This window comes from Vibrio sp. Vb1574, assembly GCF_033338675.1.
This window is the reverse complement of the sequence record NZ_JAWOTC010000007.1, coordinates 31,989-52,930: the sequence shown is the minus strand read 5'-3', so window position 1 is coordinate 52,930 and position 20,942 is coordinate 31,989. Positions and strand designations below refer to the sequence as shown.

22 protein-coding genes are annotated in these 20,942 nt (G+C 45.6%); 15 read left to right on the top strand and 7 right to left on the bottom strand.

Going from position 1 to position 20,942, the window contains the following annotated elements:
- The first annotated feature begins 7 nt into the window (after positions 1-7).
- Positions 8-850 (top strand): YdcF family protein, encoded by an 843-nt coding sequence (locus R7O12_RS07490; RefSeq protein ID WP_225491670.1) that lies wholly within the window; start codon positions 8-10, stop codon positions 848-850.
- Here R7O12_RS07490 and R7O12_RS07485 read toward each other — a convergent pair.
- Both R7O12_RS07485 and R7O12_RS07480 read right to left on the bottom strand, forming a co-directional pair.
- Positions 840-1,496, bottom strand: coding sequence for a hypothetical protein (locus tag R7O12_RS07485; RefSeq protein ID WP_005374025.1), 657 nt, complete (start codon positions 1,494-1,496; stop codon positions 840-842). The genes R7O12_RS07490 and R7O12_RS07485 overlap by 11 nt on opposite strands.
- A gap of 249 nt (positions 1,497-1,745) precedes the next feature.
- Positions 1,746-2,012, bottom strand: coding sequence for a DUF333 domain-containing protein (locus R7O12_RS07480; protein ID WP_318104228.1), 267 nt, complete (start codon positions 2,010-2,012; stop codon positions 1,746-1,748).
- Positions 2,013-2,289: 277 nt separating this feature from the next.
- On the opposite strand from R7O12_RS07480, the gene R7O12_RS07475 reads away from it, so the two are divergent.
- On the top strand, positions 2,290-2,808 hold the full coding sequence (locus R7O12_RS07475) for an NUDIX hydrolase (protein ID WP_005374021.1): 519 nt from the start codon (positions 2,290-2,292) through the stop codon (positions 2,806-2,808).
- Between the two features lie 435 nt (positions 2,809-3,243).
- On the opposite strand, the gene R7O12_RS07470 is transcribed toward R7O12_RS07475, so the two are convergent.
- From R7O12_RS07470 to flgA, 4 genes are all read right to left on the bottom strand, one after another.
- A complete protein-coding gene (locus R7O12_RS07470; protein WP_054576173.1) occupies positions 3,244-3,990 on the bottom strand; it encodes a lytic transglycosylase domain-containing protein in 747 nt (248 codons plus the stop codon).
- Positions 3,971-4,408, bottom strand: coding sequence for a flagellar export chaperone FlgN (gene flgN, locus R7O12_RS07465; RefSeq protein ID WP_005374018.1), 438 nt, complete (start codon positions 4,406-4,408; stop codon positions 3,971-3,973). Before flgN ends, R7O12_RS07470 begins: the two co-directional genes overlap by 20 nt.
- Before the next feature lie 20 nt (positions 4,409-4,428).
- Positions 4,429-4,710 (bottom strand): flagellar biosynthesis anti-sigma factor FlgM, encoded by a 282-nt coding sequence (gene flgM / locus R7O12_RS07460; RefSeq protein WP_005374016.1) that lies wholly within the window; start codon positions 4,708-4,710, stop codon positions 4,429-4,431.
- Between the two features lie 136 nt (positions 4,711-4,846).
- Positions 4,847-5,644: a flagellar basal body P-ring formation chaperone FlgA gene (gene flgA, locus R7O12_RS07455; RefSeq protein WP_318125728.1), complete on the bottom strand. Its 798-nt coding sequence runs from the start codon at positions 5,642-5,644 to the stop codon at positions 4,847-4,849.
- Positions 5,645-5,721: 77 nt separating this feature from the next.
- Here flgA and flgB point away from each other — a divergent pair, with 77 nt between their 5' ends.
- From flgB to R7O12_RS07395, 12 genes are read left to right on the top strand one after another with little or no spacing between them, the layout of a single operon-like run.
- Positions 5,722-6,084: a flagellar basal body rod protein FlgB gene (flgB, locus tag R7O12_RS07450; protein WP_005374013.1), complete on the top strand. Its 363-nt coding sequence runs from the start codon at positions 5,722-5,724 to the stop codon at positions 6,082-6,084.
- Between the two features lie 2 nt (positions 6,085-6,086).
- Entirely contained in the window at positions 6,087-6,521 is a 435-nt protein-coding gene (gene flgC / locus R7O12_RS07445) for a flagellar basal body rod protein FlgC (protein WP_005374012.1), read from the top strand.
- Entirely contained in the window at positions 6,521-7,204 is a 684-nt protein-coding gene (gene flgD, locus R7O12_RS07440) for a flagellar hook assembly protein FlgD (protein ID WP_005384410.1), read from the top strand. Before flgC ends, flgD begins: the two co-directional genes overlap by 1 nt.
- A 27-nt stretch (positions 7,205-7,231) precedes the next feature.
- Positions 7,232-8,428: a flagellar hook protein FlgE gene (flgE, locus tag R7O12_RS07435; protein WP_017635110.1), complete on the top strand. Its 1,197-nt coding sequence runs from the start codon at positions 7,232-7,234 to the stop codon at positions 8,426-8,428.
- Positions 8,429-8,440: 12 nt separating this feature from the next.
- On the top strand, positions 8,441-9,172 hold the full coding sequence (gene flgF, locus R7O12_RS07430; RefSeq protein WP_005374009.1) for a flagellar basal-body rod protein FlgF: 732 nt from the start codon (positions 8,441-8,443) through the stop codon (positions 9,170-9,172).
- A 24-nt stretch (positions 9,173-9,196) separates the two neighbouring features.
- The gene (gene flgG, locus R7O12_RS07425; protein WP_005374008.1) at positions 9,197-9,982 is read left to right on the top strand and encodes a flagellar basal-body rod protein FlgG; all 786 of its coding nucleotides are present in this window, start codon (positions 9,197-9,199) and stop codon (positions 9,980-9,982) included.
- A 32-nt stretch (positions 9,983-10,014) separates the two neighbouring features.
- Positions 10,015-10,686, top strand: coding sequence for a flagellar basal body L-ring protein FlgH (gene flgH, locus R7O12_RS07420; protein WP_017635111.1), 672 nt, complete (start codon positions 10,015-10,017; stop codon positions 10,684-10,686).
- On the top strand, positions 10,671-11,807 hold the full coding sequence (locus R7O12_RS07415) for a flagellar basal body P-ring protein FlgI (protein WP_086026720.1): 1,137 nt from the start codon (positions 10,671-10,673) through the stop codon (positions 11,805-11,807). The genes flgH and R7O12_RS07415 overlap by 16 nt, the downstream gene beginning before the upstream one ends.
- A 10-nt stretch (positions 11,808-11,817) precedes the next feature.
- A complete protein-coding gene (locus tag R7O12_RS07410; RefSeq protein WP_005384422.1) occupies positions 11,818-12,366 on the top strand; it encodes a rod-binding protein in 549 nt (182 codons plus the stop codon).
- A complete protein-coding gene (gene flgK, locus R7O12_RS07405; RefSeq protein WP_005374000.1) occupies positions 12,367-13,740 on the top strand; it encodes a flagellar hook-associated protein FlgK in 1,374 nt (457 codons plus the stop codon).
- A 13-nt stretch (positions 13,741-13,753) separates the two neighbouring features.
- On the top strand, positions 13,754-14,653 hold the full coding sequence (flgL, locus tag R7O12_RS07400; RefSeq protein ID WP_005373998.1) for a flagellar hook-associated protein FlgL: 900 nt from the start codon (positions 13,754-13,756) through the stop codon (positions 14,651-14,653).
- An 18-nt stretch (positions 14,654-14,671) separates the two neighbouring features.
- Positions 14,672-15,712, top strand: coding sequence for a flagellin (locus R7O12_RS07395; RefSeq protein ID WP_005373996.1), 1,041 nt, complete (start codon positions 14,672-14,674; stop codon positions 15,710-15,712).
- Positions 15,713-15,800: 88 nt separating this feature from the next.
- On the opposite strand, the gene R7O12_RS07390 is transcribed toward R7O12_RS07395, so the two are convergent.
- The gene (locus R7O12_RS07390) at positions 15,801-18,464 is read right to left on the bottom strand and encodes a DUF2339 domain-containing protein (protein WP_411913080.1); all 2,664 of its coding nucleotides are present in this window, start codon (positions 18,462-18,464) and stop codon (positions 15,801-15,803) included.
- 440 nt (positions 18,465-18,904) lie between these two features.
- On the opposite strand from R7O12_RS07390, the gene R7O12_RS07385 reads away from it, so the two are divergent.
- Positions 18,905-20,704, top strand: a complete 1,800-nt coding sequence (locus R7O12_RS07385) for a sodium:proton antiporter (RefSeq protein WP_318125726.1) — start codon at positions 18,905-18,907, stop codon at positions 20,702-20,704.
- The last annotated feature ends 238 nt before the right edge of the window (positions 20,705-20,942 follow it).

Genomic DNA, 20,942 nt, shown 5'->3' with positions numbered 1-20,942 from the left:
TTTTAAAATGAAGTTAGACAACATCGTCATCGTTTTAGGTAAACGCCTCGTCAATAACAGGTTGACCTCTGAGGGCATAACCAGAGTCGAAGCTTTGTCTTGTAGGACTGCATCACTACCGATAGAGCGAACGGTGATTGTTTTTTGTGGCGGAGTAACGCAAGGACAAAGTGTTTCTGAAGCAGAGGCGATGTACGCGTATTTTAGAGCCCTAAACACAGACTCTGTGAATCCGTTCCCTGAACGTCATATACTCTTAGAAACGGAGTCGTTGAACACGTTTCAAAACATGCGTTATGTTTCCCAAGTTTTGTGCAAAAGTGGGTTGTTCGAGTTATGGTCGGGGCATCCGGTTGAGGTTATCTTGCTGTCTAATGACTACCACCTCGAACGAATCATTGATATCCAGAATTTGATGGATGAGCAAGGCTTATTACGAGTACTTAAATCCGATTGCGAATCCATGGGGGTGACCCTCAATATTCCACTGGATATCAGCAAACATATTAGCGTGCCATACCCACATAAAGGGCTTATGGCGGAGACATTCTTGCTACTCGATGAACTCACAACCTACCGAGTTTATTTAGAAGGGGTCAAGCATGGCGTATTTTTCCGAGATTTATCAATTGTCCGAAAAAAGCCACTGATGATCGCAAGAGATGCTATTCACAAATTGCTCTCTTTCCCGCTCGATAAAGAGGCTTTGCAAGATATTGAAGAAATGAAAAAGGCCGTCGAAATGACGGCCTTGGATGAATCTGTAGGTGCTGCGGAAAAGGCATTAAGTATCTTCCATCCGATACTGACTGCATTGAACCGTCGCTTTGATCCTGAGTCTATTCATTAAGCTCGCGTTTTGTACGGACGGCGCTTAATGCGATCAAACAGTAGCAAAGCAGTTCTATACCTTCTTCTGAGATATTTTTAACATCACGGATGTAATTTTCATCCATCACTTGTTGCCAAAAACTGCCCATACCATACAAACGAGAGAAGACTAATAATAGCATCACAGCCCCTACTAATAGCTTCATATGTGGCACCGTTAAAATGGTCGCCATTTCGTTCATGGTACCTTTACCACCTTGGTAGGCTTTGGCGCAAGCCAGTGCGGTGACAGCAAGTGCTGGGAAAACCCAAGAGCCATGATGAATCATGTCTGTCCAATAGTCCGTTTCGCGAATAATAAGTACTGCAAAAAATCCTGCAATCAAAATAGCCGCATGCTTTAGCTGAGGCTGTTGTTTCGATAAGCTGAAAAACGACCATGATGCAATAGCAAGCATCACAAGCTGGAGCGTTTCTGTAACGGAAAGCTCGCCAAGGCTTGATCCCAACACGACATAATCAAGACGAAGACTAAGGTTAACGAGAATACTGATAGCGACAATCATCAAGGCGTTTAAACTCGATTTATAAATAATGCGCTTCGATTTTTCAGTAACAACGTTGCTTGGGGCTGACTCGGCTTCTTTTACTATTTGTGTTTTCATCTTGCTCACCTGTCCCAGAAAATGTGGAAGAAATGTGAATTAGTGTGATCTGTGTTTGGAATTTTATTGTCCAAGTGGAAAGTTATGTCAGGGGAATGTCAAGAATAGAACACTGTTCGATATAGGGTCGATGTGCGGTAAAGTCAGAGATATGTAAAAACAACGTAAGAACACTTTGATAAATCAAATAAAAAAGGAGCCCAAAGGCTCCTAAGTGATAGAGGGAAGGTGACGTATCGATAAAAATAATTAGTAGTTGTCACCCTCATTTTCTTTGTGATTCTCGCTATAGTATTCCCATTGCTCGACGCGTTCATTGTCCGACAGCACACAGTAAGTGACACGTTCGCCGTTTTCCGACACGGTATCCAGCTCACCACCTTGCTGAACACAGTATACGGCTGCGGGATTTGCAACGGAGGTATACTCAGTTGATCGGGTCGCTCCCTCGTAAGTTGAACAACCAGCCAGTACCAATGTTGCAGCCATAGCCATCATTAAATTTGTCTTTTTCATTCTTTATCTCCGCATGGGGTGGGCGAGTATTGTATTGATTATAGGCAACTTTAAGAGATTATTGTCTTATCGATGTTAAAAGTAAGAGGGACGTATAAGAATTTAGATATTCTCATTTATTGCTGATTAGCACGTCACACTTCTGTTCTTGGCGTATTGTTGTGAAGGTCATATCAATCACTTCCTGACAAGCGCTCGAACGTACCTGGCCTACAACAATGATTTAAAGTGTGAAATTCGGTAATATGCGCACAAAACATTGACCGTGGTATTTTCGATGAGACATTTAAAATCGACCGTTCATCCAGACATAGAGCATTTGGATGACAAAATTGTTTTTCAGCGCAATGCAGCGCGAGCCATTGTACTTGATGGTGAAGATGTGCTGTTGCTCTATACAGAACGTTACCATGACTACACGCTACCAGGCGGTGGTATTGATGATGGTGAAGATGTCATTGCTGGATTAGTCCGTGAATTAGAGGAAGAAACGGGCGCCCAAAATATACATGGTATTAAGCCTTTCGGAATCTTTGAGGAGTTTCGTCCGTGGTACAAGGATGACGCTGACGTGATGCACATGGTGTCGTATTGTTATACATGTAAAATCGAACGTGAGCTAGGCGAAACGGCGTATGAAGATTACGAAGTTAAAAATGGAATGCGCCCGGTATGGATGAACATACACGAAGCAATTGCACACAATGAAAAAACGATGGCAGAAAGCCCGAAAAAAGGCATGAGCATTGAGCGCGAAACGTTTTTACTTCAGTTGATTTCTAAAGAATTACTATAAACAGCTAGTTTGCATCATTACGACTTAGCTTCTGTTGGCTCTATTGTGGGCAAAGATTTTAGAGCAATAAAAAAGTCCGGACTCCCCCCCGGAACCCGGACTTATTCCAGACGCGCAAGCGAAGCGTCATCTTGATATGTTAGATTTGTTTCGAACTATGAAAACAATAGCTGTTTTACATTTAGTGTGTAAATAATTATTAGGTCTGACCATTGGTTTTCATGTTTTTTTGCAAACGCAATGTGACGCATATCTACCCAATTGCCAAGCGCAATTGGGGCGCTTTTTAGTAAACCACTACTCTTTCTTATCTTTGAGATACCTTACCTCAACTTTTTTGCACACGTTTGCATAGAGATCACGAGTTTTCAAATTCGCCGAACAGGATCTTGTAATTTTACGTTTCTCTGACATTGAGCTCTGTCGTAGCTTTTATCACAAATTAACTAGCGGAGGCAGTCGGCTAAAGTCGACCAGCGGTTGTGAAATCATAGGAGCGTCTGGAGCAAACAAGAGTAAAGGTTGAAATGATGAGGATTGTAACTGACCGATATCTATCAACTTTTCCAATGCATAGAAGCGGCTGACATATTGGCGAGTCTCGTTAGGCAGCGTGAGTTGTTGGAAATCTCGACTTCCTGCTCGCTGAATAGCACGTGCAACACGTCCTTCTCCGGCATTGTATGCAGCTAAAGTGAGAGCCATATTTTGATCGAATTTGTTGTATAAAAACGCCAGGTACTTGAGCGCGGCCGTTGTGCTGGCTTCTGTGTCAAAGCGATCGTCTTGTTTTGTATTTATCGTTAATCCGAATCGTTTCGCTGTGGTTGGTATCAATTGCCAAAGTCCGGCGGCGTTAGCGTGAGAAACGGCTTTGGGGTTGTAAGAAGATTCTAACATTGGCACTAAGGCTAGGCTATTTGGTAATGAGTGGTTTTGAAGCTGTTTGAAAATGTGGTTAATTACCGGCTTGGATGAATCGAGACGCTTGGCAATTTGTGGTTTGTATGGTGCTAATACTTGATACTGCGTTTGAATATCGACAGCATTTGGTTTTGCCTGGCATGTGATTGGAAGGTAGGACAGAAAGGCAATAAAAATAAAAAGGCCTACAGTACTCAGCCGAGATGGCGACTGAATCTGTAGGCAAGACGAACATCGTTTAGAACGATTTATCTTCATAAGTGTGTTGCACAGGTTGTTTGAGTTGACTGACCAACTCATGGAACGCCGCAGAGCTGTGGCCATTGCTCTGATTGTATTGTTGGCACTGACTTACCAACGTTTCCAATAGCGCCCATTGTTTTCTAGCTTGCATACCTATTTGGGCAGGCAAAGCATTGAAAATTCGTTTTACGCTGGCGTCATTACACGCTAACCCCAGCGCTCGCATACACTGGCTTCTGTCATTGGCGGAGCGGCTGAGTTTATTGAGTATCGGCATTTGTTTCTGAACATTGTCGTTCAGTGCCTCTCCATCAAACTTTAAGTACAATACCTTTTGCTGCTGCAGCAAAGGAAGCAGTTGTTGATAAAGCTTAATATCCTCAGATATAGAGCGAACAAATTGTTGAATTCGCTGCGATACTGCGCTTGCCATGATGTCTTCCTAGCGTTTTATTACTCGTGACCTGTATGGAACTGCATGATTGCCTTGGATAGCACTTTTGTATCTAGGCTAAGTTCACCACGCGCTAATGCGTTGCGTACTTGTTCTACTTTTTCCATATCAACATCAGGTAGTGATGCCATTTCAGCTTGAGCGCGATCTATCGCTACGGTATTCGCTTGAAATGCAGGCTCGTGTACTTTGCTCTGTTCGACGACGTCGACAGGCTGTTTGCTTGCTTGCTGTAATTTTGTTTGTGGGACATGACCGCCCGCGACTTTGTCGATTTTCATGCTGTGGTCCTCATCATCATGTTCTAAATTAAGTAGGCGGTTCGAATGTGATAAACATTAAATATTTTTTTTGTACTCGAAGTTCAGTGTTACTGACGAGAGCCAAAATTAAAAAATGTTACCCCGAGTCCAAAAATCAAAATTGAGTATGAACCTGGTTTAATCCAGTTACGACTGCTCTTATGACCTTGCCCGAACTTGGGTTTTCCACGTCAATTTGTTGCCCTTTCGCTCCATCTTCTAAGGCGACTCCTTTTGTGCTGGCACTAAATCCATTTTTGCTCGCAATGACTATGACTTCATTGCCTTTCTCGATTAGAGGTGGGGCCGACAAATTGGATGGATTAACCACTTGTCCAGCCCGCAAACGACGAGAGGTTTCTAAGCCTACTGCTTGCTCGGGGCGAGTATAAAAATCGTCTTGGCGAGAGATGGTTCGGGTTTCAAGCTTTATGTGTTTAGCCGTTACGACTTCATTTCGGCCAACCGTGGTTGTCGCGACCAAAACAGGCAGAGTCAGCGAAGACTTTATCGTAACGTTAATTCGCCATGGTGATGCGATATTGTCGCAGCTGACTGAGCGCTTGAGGTTACCGACTGGCAACGTGTTGTTGTCACGACCTGTGATAACTAAAGGCGATTCACATTCTGGCAAGTGATTGGCTGAACCGGGCACCCACATGTCGAAGTCCAGTTTGTACTTCCCCCACTGATTGGAGAGCGCTACGCGATCCACCTCTTGTTCGAAATCCGTTGCTACAACGGACCTTATCTCTTCAACGCTTAGGGTTTTGTCATTGGTGTTGGCGAATGCTTGTTCTGATGTCAAAGCGAGTAACGTCAGCATTATTGTTGAGGAAGTGGACACTTTCCTCTTGTTTTTAATGCTTTCCGAGAACCGGAAGTTTGGCTTCCATTCTTGTTTGTAAATCATTGATATATATGGCTATTTTTTATGGCACGTATCTTGTTTGTATGTTGGCGTATTCGAGCCAACTGTAAGGAAGATGCATGGCGATCACATTTGAAAATGCTTTAGGAGTACATCCAGAGGCACTTAATTTTCGCGTTCAGCGTACCAAAGTCCTCGCCAGTAACCTAGCAAATGTTGACACCCCTGGGTATTTGGCGAAAGACCTAAGTTTCACCACCGTAATGAACCAAGTAACGGCAGGTGGTGTGAACAAACCGGTGCCAAAGTTCCAGGTTCAGGCCCAATACTCGGTGCCTTACCAGAATAGCAAAAATGGCAACACCGTAGAGCTTGGTGTTGAACAAGCAAAATTCACGCAAAACAACATGGACTTTCAAACTAGCCTGACGTTTCTCAACATGAAATTTAATGGCTTAGCGAAAGCGATTGAGGGACGTTAATTATGTCATTCACTGATATTTACTCGATCACTGGTTCCGCGATGACAGCACAAACTGTGCGTCTGAATACGGTAGCCAGTAACTTAGCAAACGCAGATGCAGTATCTGCAAATCCAGAAGATGCTTATAAAGCGCTTAAGCCAGTATTTGCGACTGTGTACCAAAAAACGCAAATGACAACAGAAAATGGAGCTTATCCCAATGCAGAAGTTCGCATTGTTGACGTTGTTAAAAATGCTGGAGATGCAGAGAAGCGTTTTGAGCCGAACAACCCACTGGCTAATGATGAAGGCTATGTGTTTTACCCAGATATTGATGTAGTTGCTGAAATGGCAGACATGATGTCCGCAACACGCAGCTTCGAAACGAATGTTGAAGTATTAGCCAATGTAAAAAGTATGCAGCAAGGTCTGCTTAGATTAGGGCAGGGTAGCTAATGAGTATTGCACAATACACCCCTTTATCGTCTGACGCTCCAGTAAATACAAAAGCAAAAGACAGCAACGGTATCTCACCAAACCCTAAAGACATGAACAGTGCTTCTTCATTGGAGAATGAGTTTATTTCTTTGATGGTGGCTCAAATTCAAAACCAAGACCCACTTAACCCCCTTGATGGTACGGAATACGTTGGTCAATTGGCTCAGTTCTCGCAGGTACAAAGTACCGAGAATATGTCTAAGACAATGCAACAGAGCATGGTGTTACTGGACAACATGCAAGTGCTATCAACAGCGGGCCTTGTTGGGCAAACGGTTTACGTCAACGCGGATGAATTTCAGCTTGGTGAAGACGTACAAAACGGAAAAATCGAACTCGCTCATAGCTCAAACCAAGTCACGTTAGTTGTTAAAGATGAATTTGGTCAATCAACTAAAGTGCCACTAGGTGCTCACGGCAAAGGTGACGTCGACTTTTCAATTAATCCTGAAGAACTTGGTCTTAAACCAGGCAAATACTCAGTGGCCGTAGAAGTGCAAGAAGGGCAAGCAAGTCCAAATGTGCTGATGGCAGGCACTGTTGAGCAAGTGCGCATTCCTAATACCGGTGGCGCAGCATTAGTCAATGTCCATGGCGTTGGCAACGTTCCTTTCTATCAAATCACTCAGTTTGGTGCTTAACCAAATACGGAAATCAGAGGTCTATTTATGAGTTTTAACATCGCACTAAGTGGTCTGGACGCGACCAACACAGAGCTAAACACAATCAGCCACAACATTGCCAACGCATCAACGTATGGTTTTAAAGGTGGGCGCACAGAATTCTCCGCTGTATACAACGGCATGCAACCTGGTGGTGTGGAAGTCGCGTCAATTTCACAGAACTTCGACAAAGACGGCAGTATCACAGGAACTGGCCGTGCGATGGACCTAGCTATTAATGGCGGTGGCTTTTTTGTTACTAAAGATAATATGGGTCAAATGTTGTACACACGTTCAGGTGTGTTCTCAACGGATAAGAACAACTTTGTTACGGCTAACAGCGGTGCAAAGCTTCAAGGTTACAGTGTCGATAGCAACAACAACCTAATGACAGGTTCTGTGGGTAATATTCAGGTATCGACTTCCTCACTGAATGCTAAAGCAACAGACAGCTTAGATTTTGTTGCGAACTTCGACGCAAGCGCGTCTGTTATTGATAAAGCCGTAACGCCATTCAATCCAAAAGATCCAAGCTCATTTAACTCGTCTTACACAACAAAAGTCTACGACTCATTGGGTAACTCGCACACGGTAACTCAGTACTTTACTAAGACTGCTTCTAACTCGTGGGAAGTGAACGTTCAAGTAGATGGCGGTACGACGCCAGTAGCAACTGTGCCTGTAACGTTTGGTAAAGATGGCTCGCTTTCAACACCAACTGCGCCGTTTAATGTTTCATTCCCTGCAGCAGGCGCGAACGCGATGAGTGTAGACATTAACCTGAAAGGCAGCACGCAATTTGGTGCAGCTTTTGGCGTAAGTACTAATAGTCCTAACGGTTACACATCAGGTGAACTTGCAGGTGTACGCGTTGAAGGTAACGGCATGGTTTACGCGACTTACACTAACGGCCAATCACAGCTACAAGGTCAGGTTGTTCTTGCTGATTTTGCAAACACACAAGGCTTAGCGAAAGTGAGTGGAACATCATGGACTCAAAGCTTTAGCTCAGGTGCTCCAATTATGGGTGTTCCGGGTTCAGGTACGATGGGTGACCTAACTCCGGGTGCATTAGAAGGTTCTAACGTTGACTTAACCAGCGAGCTTGTTGCTCTAATGACTGCACAACGCAACTACCAAGCAAACGCAAAGACAATTTCTACCAGCGACAAGCTTACTCAAGCTTTGTTTAACGCGGTGTAATGGGAGTTTTGCATGGATAGTTTGTTATTTACGGCAACGTCGGGTGCCAGCCGAGTTCTTAAAGCGCAGCACGTTCGTTCAAACAACTTATCAAATGCTGATACTGCGGGTTTTCGAGCGGATATGGAGCGTGTGCGTAGTGTAGAGATGCAAGGCCCAGGTTTTGATGGTCGCACTATGGTTGTGACCAACTCTGCCTCAACACGTTTCGACGCTGGCGATATTGTGAAAACAGGACGTCCGTTGGACGTTGCGGTTATGGGTGAGGGGTATCTCTCTGTAGAAACCCCAGCGGGTAACGAAGCTTACACCCGTGCAGGCAATATTCAGGTCGATACTTTTGGCGCTCTAACAATCAATGGGTTCCCTGTCCTCGGTGACAATGGTCCTTTGGTTGTGCCGGATTATCAAAAGATTGAAATCAGCGAGCGTGGTCAAGTCTCAGTGATCCCACCAGGTGGCGGCGCAGAAATTGTGGCAGGCACTTTGAAGTTGGTTAAACCGGAAATTAATCAACTGCAAAAAGAGAGCGATAGCTTGCTGCACAGCGTAGATGGCGTGCCATTCGCGGCAGATGAAACCGTGCAACTCTCTCCTGAGCACATTGAGGGCAGTAACGTATCTGCTATTGATGAATTGGTTAGTGTGATGTCGCTGACGCGCAACTTTGAAATGCAAGTTCGCATGATGAAAACGGCGGAAACTTTAGCAAAAGCTGGTAACAAATTAATGGCGGCGAGCTAAGTCTCGCCCCGCAAGGAGTAAAAAATGCATTCAGCATTATGGGTAAGTAAAACAGGCATGGCAGCGCAAGACACGAAGATGACTGCCATTTCTAACAACCTAGCAAACGTAAACACGGTTGGCTTTAAGCGTGACCGAGTTGTATTTGAAGATCTTTTCTACAGCATTCAGCGTCAACCAGGCGCTCAAGTAGACCAAGTTAACGAACTACCAAGTGGTATTCAGCTAGGTAGCGGTGTTCGCGTTGTTGGCACACAAAAAGTATTCACTCAAGGTAATACCCAAAACACAACGCAAGAGTTGGATCTTGCTGTAATGGGTCAGGGTTTCTTTCAAATAGAAAACTCGGACGGACAGATCATGTATACACGTAATGGTCAGTTCCATAGAAACTCAGAAGGCTTAATGGTGAACAGTCAGGGCCTGCCTTTAGAGCCTCAAATCCAGATCCCAGACAATGCGGTCTCTTTCTCTGTGGGTGTTGATGGCACCGTGACTACAACAACAGCAGACGATCCAACACCTCAGCAGCTTGGTCAAATTACACTTGCAAAATTCATCAATCCAGCAGGCTTAGAGGCCATGGGTGGCAACTTATTCCGTGAAACGGAAGCCAGCGGTCCAGCTGATGAGCTGATTGCAGGAGCTGATGGTGCCGGCATTATCAAGCAAGGTGCACTGGAAGGGTCAAACGTACAAGTAGTAGAAGAGATGGTCGACATGATCACCACTCAACGTGCGTATGAGATGAATGCGAAAGTGGTCTCTGCTGCAGATGACATGCTGAAGTTTGTTTCGCAATCAATGTAAGTATGAAATTGGTGATGATGAAGGAAAAAGCAATGAAATGGCTTTCTAAGAGTTGGGCAGTAGCCGCCGTGTTGCTGGTGGGATGTGCTGGCCGTCAGGAATTTATTCCGCCTGAGCCGAATGCTGAGGAATATGCACCACCAACGCTCGATTACACGCTGCCGGAAACCCAATCTGGTAGCCTTTATCGTCACCAATACACGATGACCCTGTTCCAGGATCGTCGTGCTTACCGAGTTGGCGATGTATTAACGGTTCAATTATCAGAAGAAACCTCATCGAGTAAAAATGCGGGTACTAAGTTCGGTAAAAGTTCAGCAATTAACTTTGTGGCGCCGACCATAGGCACGAAAACTATCGATGAGTTAGGGGTTAGCGTGGATGGCAAACGTAACTTCGATGGCAGTGCATCAAGTTCACAAGGCAACAAGCTTCAAGGTGCCATTACGGTAACGGTACATGAAGTATTACCTAATGGCGTATTGCGTATCAGCGGTGAAAAATGGCTTCGTCTGAATCAAGGCGACGAGTTTATTCGTCTAACCGGTATCGTCCGTGTGGATGATATTAACCGCAGTAACCAAGTTTCTTCTCAACGAATTGCTGATGCAAGAATTACCTACGCAGGTCGCGGAGCGCTAGCTGACAGCAACGCAGCCGGGTGGCTAACTCAGTTCTTCAACAGCCCATGGGTACCTTTCTAATGAAGACAATGCAATCTTTCTTTATGTCTCTCCTATTGGTGTTGACCTTGGGACTACCAGGCACTTCACGTGCTGAAGCGGAAATTCCGATCATGGACTTGGTCGATGTTCGCGGCATTCGAGAAAACCAACTGGTTGGTTATGGTTTGGTAGTTGGCTTAGCCGGCCAAGGTGACCGAAACCAAGTGAAATTTACCTCTCAATCTATTACCAACATGCTACGTCAGTTTGGGGTTCAAATTGATGACAGTATGAACCCTAAGCTACGAAATGTGGCTTCTGTGAGTGTGACAGCGTCCGTTGACCCAATGGCAGGCCCAGGACAAACGTTGGATGTGGTTGTGTCTTCAATCGGTGATGCAAAGAGCCTTCGCGGTGGTACGTTATTGCTAACGCCTTTACGTGGTATTGATGGCGAAGTGTACGCGATTGCGCAAGGTAACGTGGTTGTGGGCGGCTTATCTGCAGAGGGGCGAAGTGGCTCCAAAGTAGAAGTAAACACACCAACGGCGGGTCGCGTTCCGAATGGTGCGACTTTAGAGAGAGAAATCAAAACCGATTTCAACCAACGTGATGAAATCACCCTAAACCTGCGCAAGCCTAGCTTCACTACAGCAAAAAATATTGCGCGTGAAATTAACAACACTTTTGGACCTAACGTTGCAGTTGCGATCAATAAAGCGCGCATTGATATGCGTGCACCAAAAGATACACAGCAGCGTGTCGTCATGATGTCGATGCTTGAAGAAATGAGCGTCGTTGAAGGCCGTAAACCTGCTCGTATTGTCTTTAACTCTCGCACTGGCACCGTAGTGATCGGTAAGAGTGTCAAAGTGAGTGAAGCAGCAGTAAGTCACGGTAACTTGACCGTGCGAATTTCTGAATCACAACAAGTTAGTCAGCCTAATGCGTTTGCAAATGGCGATACGAAAGTCGTTAACCAAACGGACCTTGATGTGAATGAAGATCTTGCTCAGATGGTGATTTGGCCTCCAGGCACGGAACTTAACACCATAGTTAATGCGGTAAATAGTTTAGGTGCCACGCCTACAGACTTGATGTCTATCCTGCAAGCTTTGAGTGAAGCGGGTGCATTGAACGCTGAATTGGTCGTGATATAAGGAGTTAAGGATGAAGCTAGACAGTACCAATGAACAAACTCAGTTAAATTCGATGCTTTATCACGACAATAGTGCATTGGCTAACATCAAGCATAGTCGTGATCAAGAAGGCGCACTTGAAGTCGTCGCAGGTCAATTTGAGGCAATGTTCCTACAAATGGTGTTACGCCAAATGCGCAGCAGTAGTGACGCTCTTGCTGATAAAGACAGCCCGTTTGCCAGTCAGCAACAAGGGGTGTTCCGTGATATGTATGACGGTCAGCTGGCGATGGAACTAGCAAAGAAACAGAGCTCAGGCATTGCCAATATGCTCATCCAGCAGCTGAGCCCGTCTATGCGTGAGGTTGCTTTCGATGCTGCGCGCAACATCTCATCCGCTAACGATGGTAAAGGTTCGAATTCTGAATCTATCTCACAAGTAGATTCTAAAGAGGTGGAGAAGAATTCAAGCCTATTTAATACCGCTTCTCAAGCCGTCGCCTCTGTTAAACAGGTATTCGGTGAGGCCGGTATGACTACCGCGTTTTCTCAGCCGTTGATCAGAAAAATGGAGCTGTAAATGAACCTAGTTAATATTGCCCTTTCAGGTTTAGGCGCGAACCGTGTGGCCCTAGACGTAACCGCGCAAAACGTGGCAAACGTGAATACCGTGGGTTACAGTCGTCAACAAGCGTTGATGGCGTCTGTCGATGATGGTAAAGCCAATCGCTTAAGTCCAGGTTTAGGGGTAGAAGTCACTAGCATTCGCCGCGTTACTGATCAATTTCTGATTAAGCAAACGTGGTCGACTAACAGTATGGCGGCATACGCATCTGGATACACCAGTAACATGAGTCAGCTGGAGAATACGCTTGGTGCCGATGGTTTCAGTATATCGGCTGGCTTGGACTCGCTAAACGCTGCGCTTAACGATGCGACCGTTAAGCCGGAATCCATACCTTACCGCCAGCAGATCATTAACGAATCTGAAGCTTTGGCCCGCCGTTTTAATACGCTTACCGAATCTTTATACAATCAACATAAAGACATGAGCGATCAACGTAATGCAGCGCTTAACCACGCGAATAGCCTTATGGAAAATATCGCGAAGGTGAACAAGCAACTGGTAGAGATGCAAGGTACAGGTGGTAACCCATCACAGTTAATGGATGAACGAGATAGGTTAATCGGTGAGTTATCTCAAACCATTGAAATCAAAACAACACAGCAGCATGACGGCAGTGTTCAGGTCACACTAACCTCTGGTCAACCGCTTGTGATGGGTACGGACCATGGCAAACTGGAAGCCATTCCTGACCCGAGTGATCCTTACTTGGCGGACTTACACGTCACGTTCTCGAATCAAAGTTTTGCGATTGGTGACTCGCTTGGTGGCAAATTAGGTGCGATTAATGACTATCAAACCGAAGTGTTGAAACCAAACCAATTGGCTCTGAATGACATGGCGAAAGCTCTCGCGGATGAATACAACGCCGTACTTGCGACTGGCAAAGACTTAAATGGCAACCCAGGTAAACCTTTGTTCAGCTATGACCCAGCAAACCCTGCAGCCAGTTTGGATATTACCAAGCTAACTCCAGATGAGCTTGCGTTCTCAAGTGATGGAACACCTGGTAACGCAGATGCGTTGCAATCATTGATCGAGTTAAGCAACAAGCCAGTGGCGGTATCAGGTTACGGCTCAGTAAGCTTGAACGATGCCTTTAGTTCAATGGTGGGTCAAACCGCAATTAAAGCACGCCAAGCTAATGCTGATTATCAAGCGAAGTTAGCCATGAACAAGCAAGCGCACGCAGCTCGCGATAATGTTAGTTCCGTAAACAGCGATGAAGAAGCGGCTAACCTAATGATGTTTGCTAATGCGCACAATGCCAACATGAAAGTGATCAGCACAGCAAATCAACTGCTCGATTCTATTCTGCAGTTATTCTAAGAGGAAAGTTTAGATGCGAATTAGTGACAATCAATTTAGTCAAATGATGTTGCACAGCTTGCAGAGCAATAGCGCGGGATTAGGCGAAGCTCTGCAACAGATGTCTACTGGCAAGCGCTTAACCAAGCTGTCTGATGATCCAATGGCTTCGATCAAGTTGCTTAACTTAGACCGAGAAACCAGTGCGATTGCTCAGTACAAAAACAACATTGAAAACGTAAAAACGACGCTATCGAGTCAAGAAACCCATTTAGATTCGATCAAAGAAAGCTTAAAAAGCATGCGAGACATCGCGCTTTGGGGTGCGAACGGCTCTCTTACTGACGAAAGTCGTGGCGGTATGATTACAGAGCTTAAGAGTTACCGTGACTCTATTGAGTCGTCTTTTAACGCGCAGGATGAAGAAGGGCACTACCTTTTCTCTGGTACTAAAACGGATACTGCGGCTGTAAGTAAAGCGAGCGGCAGCTACGTAATTGAAGGTAATAGTGACAAGCGCGTAGTAACAATTGCTAAAGGTGTCACGATGGATTCCAATATGACTGCAAAAGAAATATTGGACCTTGGGGGAGGCCATAACGTGCTTAACCAAATTGATGCGCTGATCAAAGAGTTTGAGAGCCCTACCGCCAACTTCAGAGCTGAAGTTGAGGCGAGTATCAGCGCTATCGACGATACTTTTTCAAACGTACTAGGGACCATGACTGAGATTGGTGGTCGACACAACAACTTAGATCTTGTTGGTGGCGCGCACAGTGAAAACAAGCTGTTCGTTGACAAAGTATCTGGAGACCTCTCTGCTCTGGACTATGGTGAAGCGTCGGTACGATTGAGTAATTACATGGCCGCTTTGCAAGCAACGCAAGCAAGCTATGTGAAGATCGATGGTTTGTCGCTGTTTGACCGTTTATAAGGTTAGGAAGTTCTTTTTATGGTAATGAGTACAGTAGAGGTTAGACCCCATAGCATACGCTTAGGTGGACAAGAACAAGCCTCTATCATGCCGACCCGTTCTGCAGACTCAAGTACGGCAATTAAACCGCGCCCGGCGCAAATTCAGGCTGACACTGCGTCAGCCTACTCTGTATCTGGTATTCAGCTTACGCAGGGTCAGCAGCAAGCCACGGCGGTTCAGATCGCGTCCAAATCGCTGCAGGTGATTGGCAAAGAGCTCACGCAAATTAAACGTGGTTTGACGCAAGCTATTAATCAAGGCGTACAAAATGTTCCTGGTTTGCAGGATACATTGGTTCGTTCTAAAGCCACCATCCAAAAAGTCGTTGAGCAAGCACGTTTCGATGGCCAGAAAGTCCTAAATAACGAACTGCACTTAAAACTGGATAAAGCGGATATTCGTCGCTTTTCTATTCCAGGTTTGAATGTTCATCGCTTAAGCGACAAGGCCGAGCAAATCCGTTTGGATTTTCCTCAAGGTCAAGCGGTGATGATTCAGTTTGATGGACAATCAGACGGTGAGCGAACGGTCAAAATGCTGGATCGCAGCTTGATTGCGTTAGGAATGCGAGCCTCATTAGCCGATGATGGAAGCATTTTATTTGAAGCCAGAGACAACGCTTATCAACAAATGCAGCAAAAGGTGATGGTAACGGGGGAAGGGCACCGATTCCCTGCGGGACAGCCTAACGTTTTGAACTTAAAGTCTGAGCCAGATGGTATTGCGGAGCTCGGGTTTGATCTAGGCTCACGCGACGGCATCAAGCAGACGATTGCCAAAGTAAATCAGCATCTGAAACAAGTTCAAACGAGCTTGCAGGAAGCGAAAGCTTTTCATGGTGAACTGAATACTCAAATGCGTTCTATCCAAACCAAAACCGCACAGCTTTCAGTCAATGAAGTGAATGCAAAACTGGATGGATTCATGCAAAAGTCTGGCGAGTTTACTTCGACTTTTCAGGCATTGAATGCGCAAGCAAACGTGCGTCGTCATACCGTGGTCGCTTTACTGAAGTAACGAACACTCCAATGATTCCCGGCTTTACACTGTTATCGTCCCCCAATAACGAAAACAGCGCACTGTCGGGAATCTCTCTTTGACTCGTCTAGGGCTCGAGTGCTTTTGCCACCGAACGATTCAATTTCTGGAATAGCCATCCAAGTGCTATCAAAGATGCACCTAAGCCTAAGAAGCTTATTGCTCGCCAGAACCCATCCAGAGAGCTCACATCCCATAAGAATACTTTCAGTGCGACACCGGCAAGGACCACTAGACCGACACGCTGCATCATCAGCCCCTGTTGGGTCACGCCGCGCCAAGTCAGCAATCCACCTACGAGCAAGCCAGCCACTGAATAACTGAACAACTCTGCCATGCTGGTTGGCTGATACAGCATCATCGATGTGGTTTGCCAGAATTGACGGATAGACATCCCCAACCAAATGGCTGCAAGTAAAAAGCCTAGACTAGCAATCGCAAATCGATGAACTTGCAACGTATTCCAGCGCTTAAACGTTGCGATAAGCAGGATGCAAGCTGGTAACAGCCAGCCGATACTCAGCATGTTAAAGATGGGAAGTGCTTGTGCCGAGACGTTATCAGTCACCAACGGCGATTCTGCCGTATTAAGCAAAATAATCAATATAGCGAACGCGCACCAAAGCAAGTAACTATAGATTTCGTAGATACGGCTTAAGCGTTGCGCAAATTGGCTGCGGTAGCTGTATACCAAACCCATAACTAATACTTGATTGGCAAAGACTGCCGCACTTGTGAAGTCGATGTGCCCCAAGTAACCATATTGCCCCGTTAACCAGTAGTTAGTTTGGGTGAACAATGCCATTAAGAATACATGTAAAAACGCCCCTTCAAACCAGTTGGTCAGTTCTCGGTCCACTTGTTTTAGTGTTGAACGAGCATAAGACAAGATGAAGAGAGAAGGCATATAACTCACAAGAACCCAAGCCCAATGCCCAGCTTCTACCGGTTGCCATTCGGGGATGAAAGGTAGCAGCGTGAGTCGGATAACCAGTATTCCCATTGCCACTTTAATCGCCCAACTCGCAGGTCGAAATAACCCGACTTGAGCCTGTAAGGCCATTATCGCAACTTGTATTGAGATTGCTGTTGTTAACCAAGTATCGCTCAACCAAACAAAAGCAATACCTATGATTAAAGCATGCATAACGGCAGAGCATTCTAATGCCAACGAACGTGCACGCTGACCAAGCACAACGTAGTAAGTGGCCATCAATGCGCAGAATGCAGTCCAATACCACAGGTAGCCCTGCATAAATTCGTCAATATAAAACAACGTAATTAAGCTCATCGCGGGAGCCAGTACCAGCAGAAGCAGCCCACTGAGTTGCGAACGGTCACTAAGTGATTGGCAATATGTTCGATAGCAGATCAGCGCAATACTCACCGCCAATGCGAATAGGATGCTAGCTTCTCGCTCTACCATATACAGCGCATCAAAAGCGATGGTAAGAACTATCAGCGCGGTTGCCGAGACGAGTATGGATGGCAAAAATACACGTAATGACCAGCCTGTACGAAGTGCTGGTAGCCAGATGATCGCAACAAGCAGCGTATAACAGTACGCCATTTGTAGAGTGTTCAGCTCCGGCATTCTGGTGACGGCAGAAAAGGTCAATAAAGCAGTTGCGAGAGCGGTAGCGGTCGGCGAGTTTGTCCACTTGCTTTGATAGTGACGAAAGCGAGGATTGAGCATCCAACCCATTCTCGGAACCGCGAAAATGAGATACAAAGTGATGGAGAGATAAATCGCGAGCCACGAGAACAACCGTTCTGTTGGTACACTCTCAATCAACAGCAACATCCAAATGACATGTGGAATCGCGATACTTGGCGTAATCCATGCCCTACGCACTTTTTGCATCAATAAGGTCGCCGCGAACGAAATTGCGCAGATGTATCCGGCTAACAAGAAGTAGTTGGGTTCATTACCCCCAATCCACAGTGGTGCTGTGTAGCCACCAATTAAGCCAAGCACGGCCATTAACGGCCCTTGTCGCAATGATAATGCTAAACTGAAAAATGCGGCTGAAGCCAAAATGATCAACGAGATACTCGGCGTTAGCATTTGATAAACCACAAAGGCAAAAATGACGGTGCAGTAAATGCCCGTTAATCCCGTACCGGTAACGGCAGCAGGAACATACGTAAAGCCTTGGGCTCGTGCTGCCCGTTGCGGATTCTGTTGTTCTTTACGGTGAAACCACTCGCCAACAAGCACCATAAGTAATGAGAGCACAAAGGCAAAGGATACTCGCATAAATGGCGAAAACTGGATGTGGCTACCAATCACCTGTACGAGATAACCTCCACCGATCAGCATGGCCAATGCGCCTACCCAAACCAACCAATTTTCTTGAATGTTGCTAAGCAGGCTCTGAACTTTACTCTGAAGGAATGACTCATTTTCTTGACTAAAAACATCCAGTTGCACTTCTCTTGTCTGGGCGTACCCTTGATTCGCAGCGCTCTGGTCAAAATCTAGGTTGGCAGCTGGATCATGTTCCCCAGAGGATGAGACATTTTTCTGTTGTGATTCTATGTGAGGTGACGTCGCTACAGATGGTGTGTCTTTTTCGATGCTGGATTGTTGGTGCACTTGTGGGTTTGAGCCCCCATGGACACTGGCTCGTAGTGATGTGACTTCCTCACGAAGTTTGGCTAGTTCTTTTTCTAAAAGTGCAGCTCGGTTGGCGGCTTTCACTCCGATGAGGATGGCGAGACACGCCATGAACAGTGCTAGTATTACGTACAATCCATTTCTCCTTGCGTACGTCGCGTGACCCACGATTCTTAACTTTGAGCACTTACGCTAAAGCTTAGTTCATGCTCTATGCCTTAGCCTCATATAGTGCTAGGTTCCGCGCTTTCTTTAGAAATCATTCTACATAATGAAACTCAATGCGTAATGATGAATTCGACAAAGTCGCACACTTGTGTGCCACTTTAAGACCTGATGAACAAAAATGAGTCGTTAAGTCATTGGGGGTCAACTATATTCATAATTCTGATGCGATCGCCAAAGGACTTCAAACATGTGCGTTTCGTAGCGATGTCATCGAAGGTCAGTCGTTTGATTTGCACGTTCGGTTGTTTCTATTTGACCGTAAGGCTGAATGTATTCGGGTATAGCGCATTCACGCGAAAAAAGACAAAAACAGGTAATTATTGATGCAAGTGGGTAATGAAGCGCTGGTGCTGTCAGCGGTTGGGGTTATTGGTTTAGGTTGCCAATGGTTAGCTTGGCGATTGCGTTTGCCAGCGATTTTATTTTTGTTGTTGGCAGGGCTGATCGTCGGGCCATTTATGCAGTGGTTAAATCCTGATGAGATATTAGGTAATTTGCTCTTTCCGTTGGTTTCTTTAGCGGTGGCAGTGATTTTATTTGAAGGCAGTTTGACCTTAAACTTTAAAGAAATTCGTGGCGTGAGTGGTTCGGTATGGAGCATTGTTTCCATCGGGGCGATCATTTCGTGGGCAGCGACCAGTATCGCAACACACTATTTCCTCGGCTTTACTTGGGAGCTTTCCATGTTGTTCGGCAGCTTAACCGTAGTAACAGGGCCGACGGTCATCGTGCCACTTCTACGAACCGTAAGACCTAACAGTACGCTTGCTAACATTTTGCGCTGGGAAGGGATTTTGATTGACCCGCTCGGTGCGCTTTTTGTTGTGATGGTTTACGAGTTTATCGTATCTCACAGTGCGATAAATAGCGTCGAAGTGTTTGGGACGATCATTGCTGTCGGTGTCATGCTAGGTGCGGCCTCAGGCTATGCAGTTGCGACGATCATGCGTCGCTCTTGGCTACCGGAATATTTGCAGCCATTTGCGGTTTTGATGGTGGTTCTAGGTGTATTTTCGGTCTCTAACCACATTGAGTCTGAAGCTGGGTTACTAACCGTCACCGTAATGGGTATGTGGCTCGCAAACGCTAAAGACATCAATATTCAGCAAATTCTGCACTTTAAAGAGCATTTAACCATTTTACTGATCACCGGATTGTTCATCTTCCTTGCGGCTCGAATCAGTCTGGATGATTTTGCTGCGCTAGGTAGCGGTGCGTTATTGTTGTTTGTATTTATGCAGTTAGTGTCGCGTCCGTTATCGATTTTTCTTTCAACCTTCCGCAGCAACTTGCGTCTCAAAGATAAGCTGTTTTTGTCTTGGGTTGCACCGCGCGGTATTGTTGCTGCTTCGATTTCGTCTCTTTTCGCGATCAAATTGACCGAATACGGCATTGATGAAGCGATTTTACTGGTCCCTATGACCTTCATGGTGATTATAGGAACGGTCGTGTTACAAAGTGCGACGGCACGTCCTGTAGCGCTGACGTTGGGCGTCGCAGAGCCAGCACCATGCGGCTTCTTGTTGATTGGTGCTAACCGAGTAGCAAGAGAAATAGGGCAGGCGTTGTCGCGTTATGACCGTCGCGTATTAATGACTGACTCAAACTGGGAGTACATCAGTCAGGTTCGTATGTTGGGACTGGATTACTATTACGGCAACCCTATTTCTAGTCACGCGGACGACAACTTGAACTTGATAGGAATAGGACAAGTGGTTGCATTAACGCCCGACCAGCATTTCAACATTATGGCTTGCATGCAATTCGTCGACGAGTTTGGGGAAGATAAAGTTCACTGCTTACAAAAAGTGAAAACCAACGGCAATGGCAGCGAGAAGCACTCCGTGGCTCAGGAGTACCATGGTAAATTGCTGATGGGCGGCAATGTAAGCTACACCCAGCTAGCCAGTATGTTAAGTCGTGGTGCAGAGGTTAAACACACGAAATTGAGCGATAACTTCACGTATCAAGACTATTTAGCGCATCACAAAGGTAGTTCAGTTGTACCGCTGTTCCATGTAGAAGAAAAAGGAAAAATTCAATTCTGTGATGATCCAGAGCAGTTTGAACCAACGACGACAAGCACTGTTGTGTCGCTAATTCTGTCGGACAGCGTAAAGTAAACTACAGAGCAATGTGATCCATTTGCATCATGGGTATCGTACGCTGATTATCTCAATTTGAAAAGAAACTTGCCGGCTTGTTTAAAACGGAAAGCGAGTTTCTTTTCTTATAATGTCAGGGGCAGTCGAGATTCATTACTCGTTTCGGAAAAGTAATCCGGCAAATTCACAAAATTCGCATTGACGTTACTGATAAGGATCGCAATACTGCGCGACTGTTTTACTTTAGGGTGACATT

Excerpts from the sequence above, each read along its gene's own strand:
- R7O12_RS07490 (WP_225491670.1), top strand. The coding sequence starts at position 8 with ATGAAGTTAGACAACATCGTCATCGTTTTAGGTAAACGCCTCGTCAAT.
- R7O12_RS07485 (WP_005374025.1), bottom strand. The coding sequence starts at position 1,496 with ATGAAAACACAAATAGTAAAAGAAGCCGAGTCAGCCCCAAGCAACGTT.
- R7O12_RS07480 (WP_318104228.1), bottom strand. The coding sequence starts at position 2,012 with ATGAAAAAGACAAATTTAATGATGGCTATGGCTGCAACATTGGTACTG.
- R7O12_RS07475 (WP_005374021.1), top strand. The coding sequence starts at position 2,290 with ATGAGACATTTAAAATCGACCGTTCATCCAGACATAGAGCATTTGGAT.
- R7O12_RS07470 (WP_054576173.1), bottom strand. The coding sequence starts at position 3,990 with ATGAAGATAAATCGTTCTAAACGATGTTCGTCTTGCCTACAGATTCAG.
- flgN (WP_005374018.1), bottom strand. The coding sequence starts at position 4,408 with ATGGCAAGCGCAGTATCGCAGCGAATTCAACAATTTGTTCGCTCTATA.
- flgM (WP_005374016.1), bottom strand. The coding sequence starts at position 4,710 with ATGAAAATCGACAAAGTCGCGGGCGGTCATGTCCCACAAACAAAATTA.
- flgA (WP_318125728.1), bottom strand. The coding sequence starts at position 5,644 with ATGATTTACAAACAAGAATGGAAGCCAAACTTCCGGTTCTCGGAAAGC.
- flgB (WP_005374013.1), top strand. The coding sequence starts at position 5,722 with ATGGCGATCACATTTGAAAATGCTTTAGGAGTACATCCAGAGGCACTT.
- flgC (WP_005374012.1), top strand. The coding sequence starts at position 6,087 with ATGTCATTCACTGATATTTACTCGATCACTGGTTCCGCGATGACAGCA.
- flgD (WP_005384410.1), top strand. The coding sequence starts at position 6,521 with ATGAGTATTGCACAATACACCCCTTTATCGTCTGACGCTCCAGTAAAT.
- flgE (WP_017635110.1), top strand. The coding sequence starts at position 7,232 with ATGAGTTTTAACATCGCACTAAGTGGTCTGGACGCGACCAACACAGAG.
- flgF (WP_005374009.1), top strand. The coding sequence starts at position 8,441 with ATGGATAGTTTGTTATTTACGGCAACGTCGGGTGCCAGCCGAGTTCTT.
- flgG (WP_005374008.1), top strand. The coding sequence starts at position 9,197 with ATGCATTCAGCATTATGGGTAAGTAAAACAGGCATGGCAGCGCAAGAC.
- flgH (WP_017635111.1), top strand. The coding sequence starts at position 10,015 with ATGAAATGGCTTTCTAAGAGTTGGGCAGTAGCCGCCGTGTTGCTGGTG.
- R7O12_RS07415 (WP_086026720.1), top strand. The coding sequence starts at position 10,671 with ATGGGTACCTTTCTAATGAAGACAATGCAATCTTTCTTTATGTCTCTC.
- R7O12_RS07410 (WP_005384422.1), top strand. The coding sequence starts at position 11,818 with ATGAAGCTAGACAGTACCAATGAACAAACTCAGTTAAATTCGATGCTT.
- flgK (WP_005374000.1), top strand. The coding sequence starts at position 12,367 with ATGAACCTAGTTAATATTGCCCTTTCAGGTTTAGGCGCGAACCGTGTG.
- flgL (WP_005373998.1), top strand. The coding sequence starts at position 13,754 with ATGCGAATTAGTGACAATCAATTTAGTCAAATGATGTTGCACAGCTTG.
- R7O12_RS07395 (WP_005373996.1), top strand. The coding sequence starts at position 14,672 with ATGGTAATGAGTACAGTAGAGGTTAGACCCCATAGCATACGCTTAGGT.
- R7O12_RS07390 (WP_411913080.1), bottom strand. The coding sequence starts at position 18,464 with ATGGCGTGTCTCGCCATCCTCATCGGAGTGAAAGCCGCCAACCGAGCT.
- R7O12_RS07385 (WP_318125726.1), top strand. The coding sequence starts at position 18,905 with ATGCAAGTGGGTAATGAAGCGCTGGTGCTGTCAGCGGTTGGGGTTATT.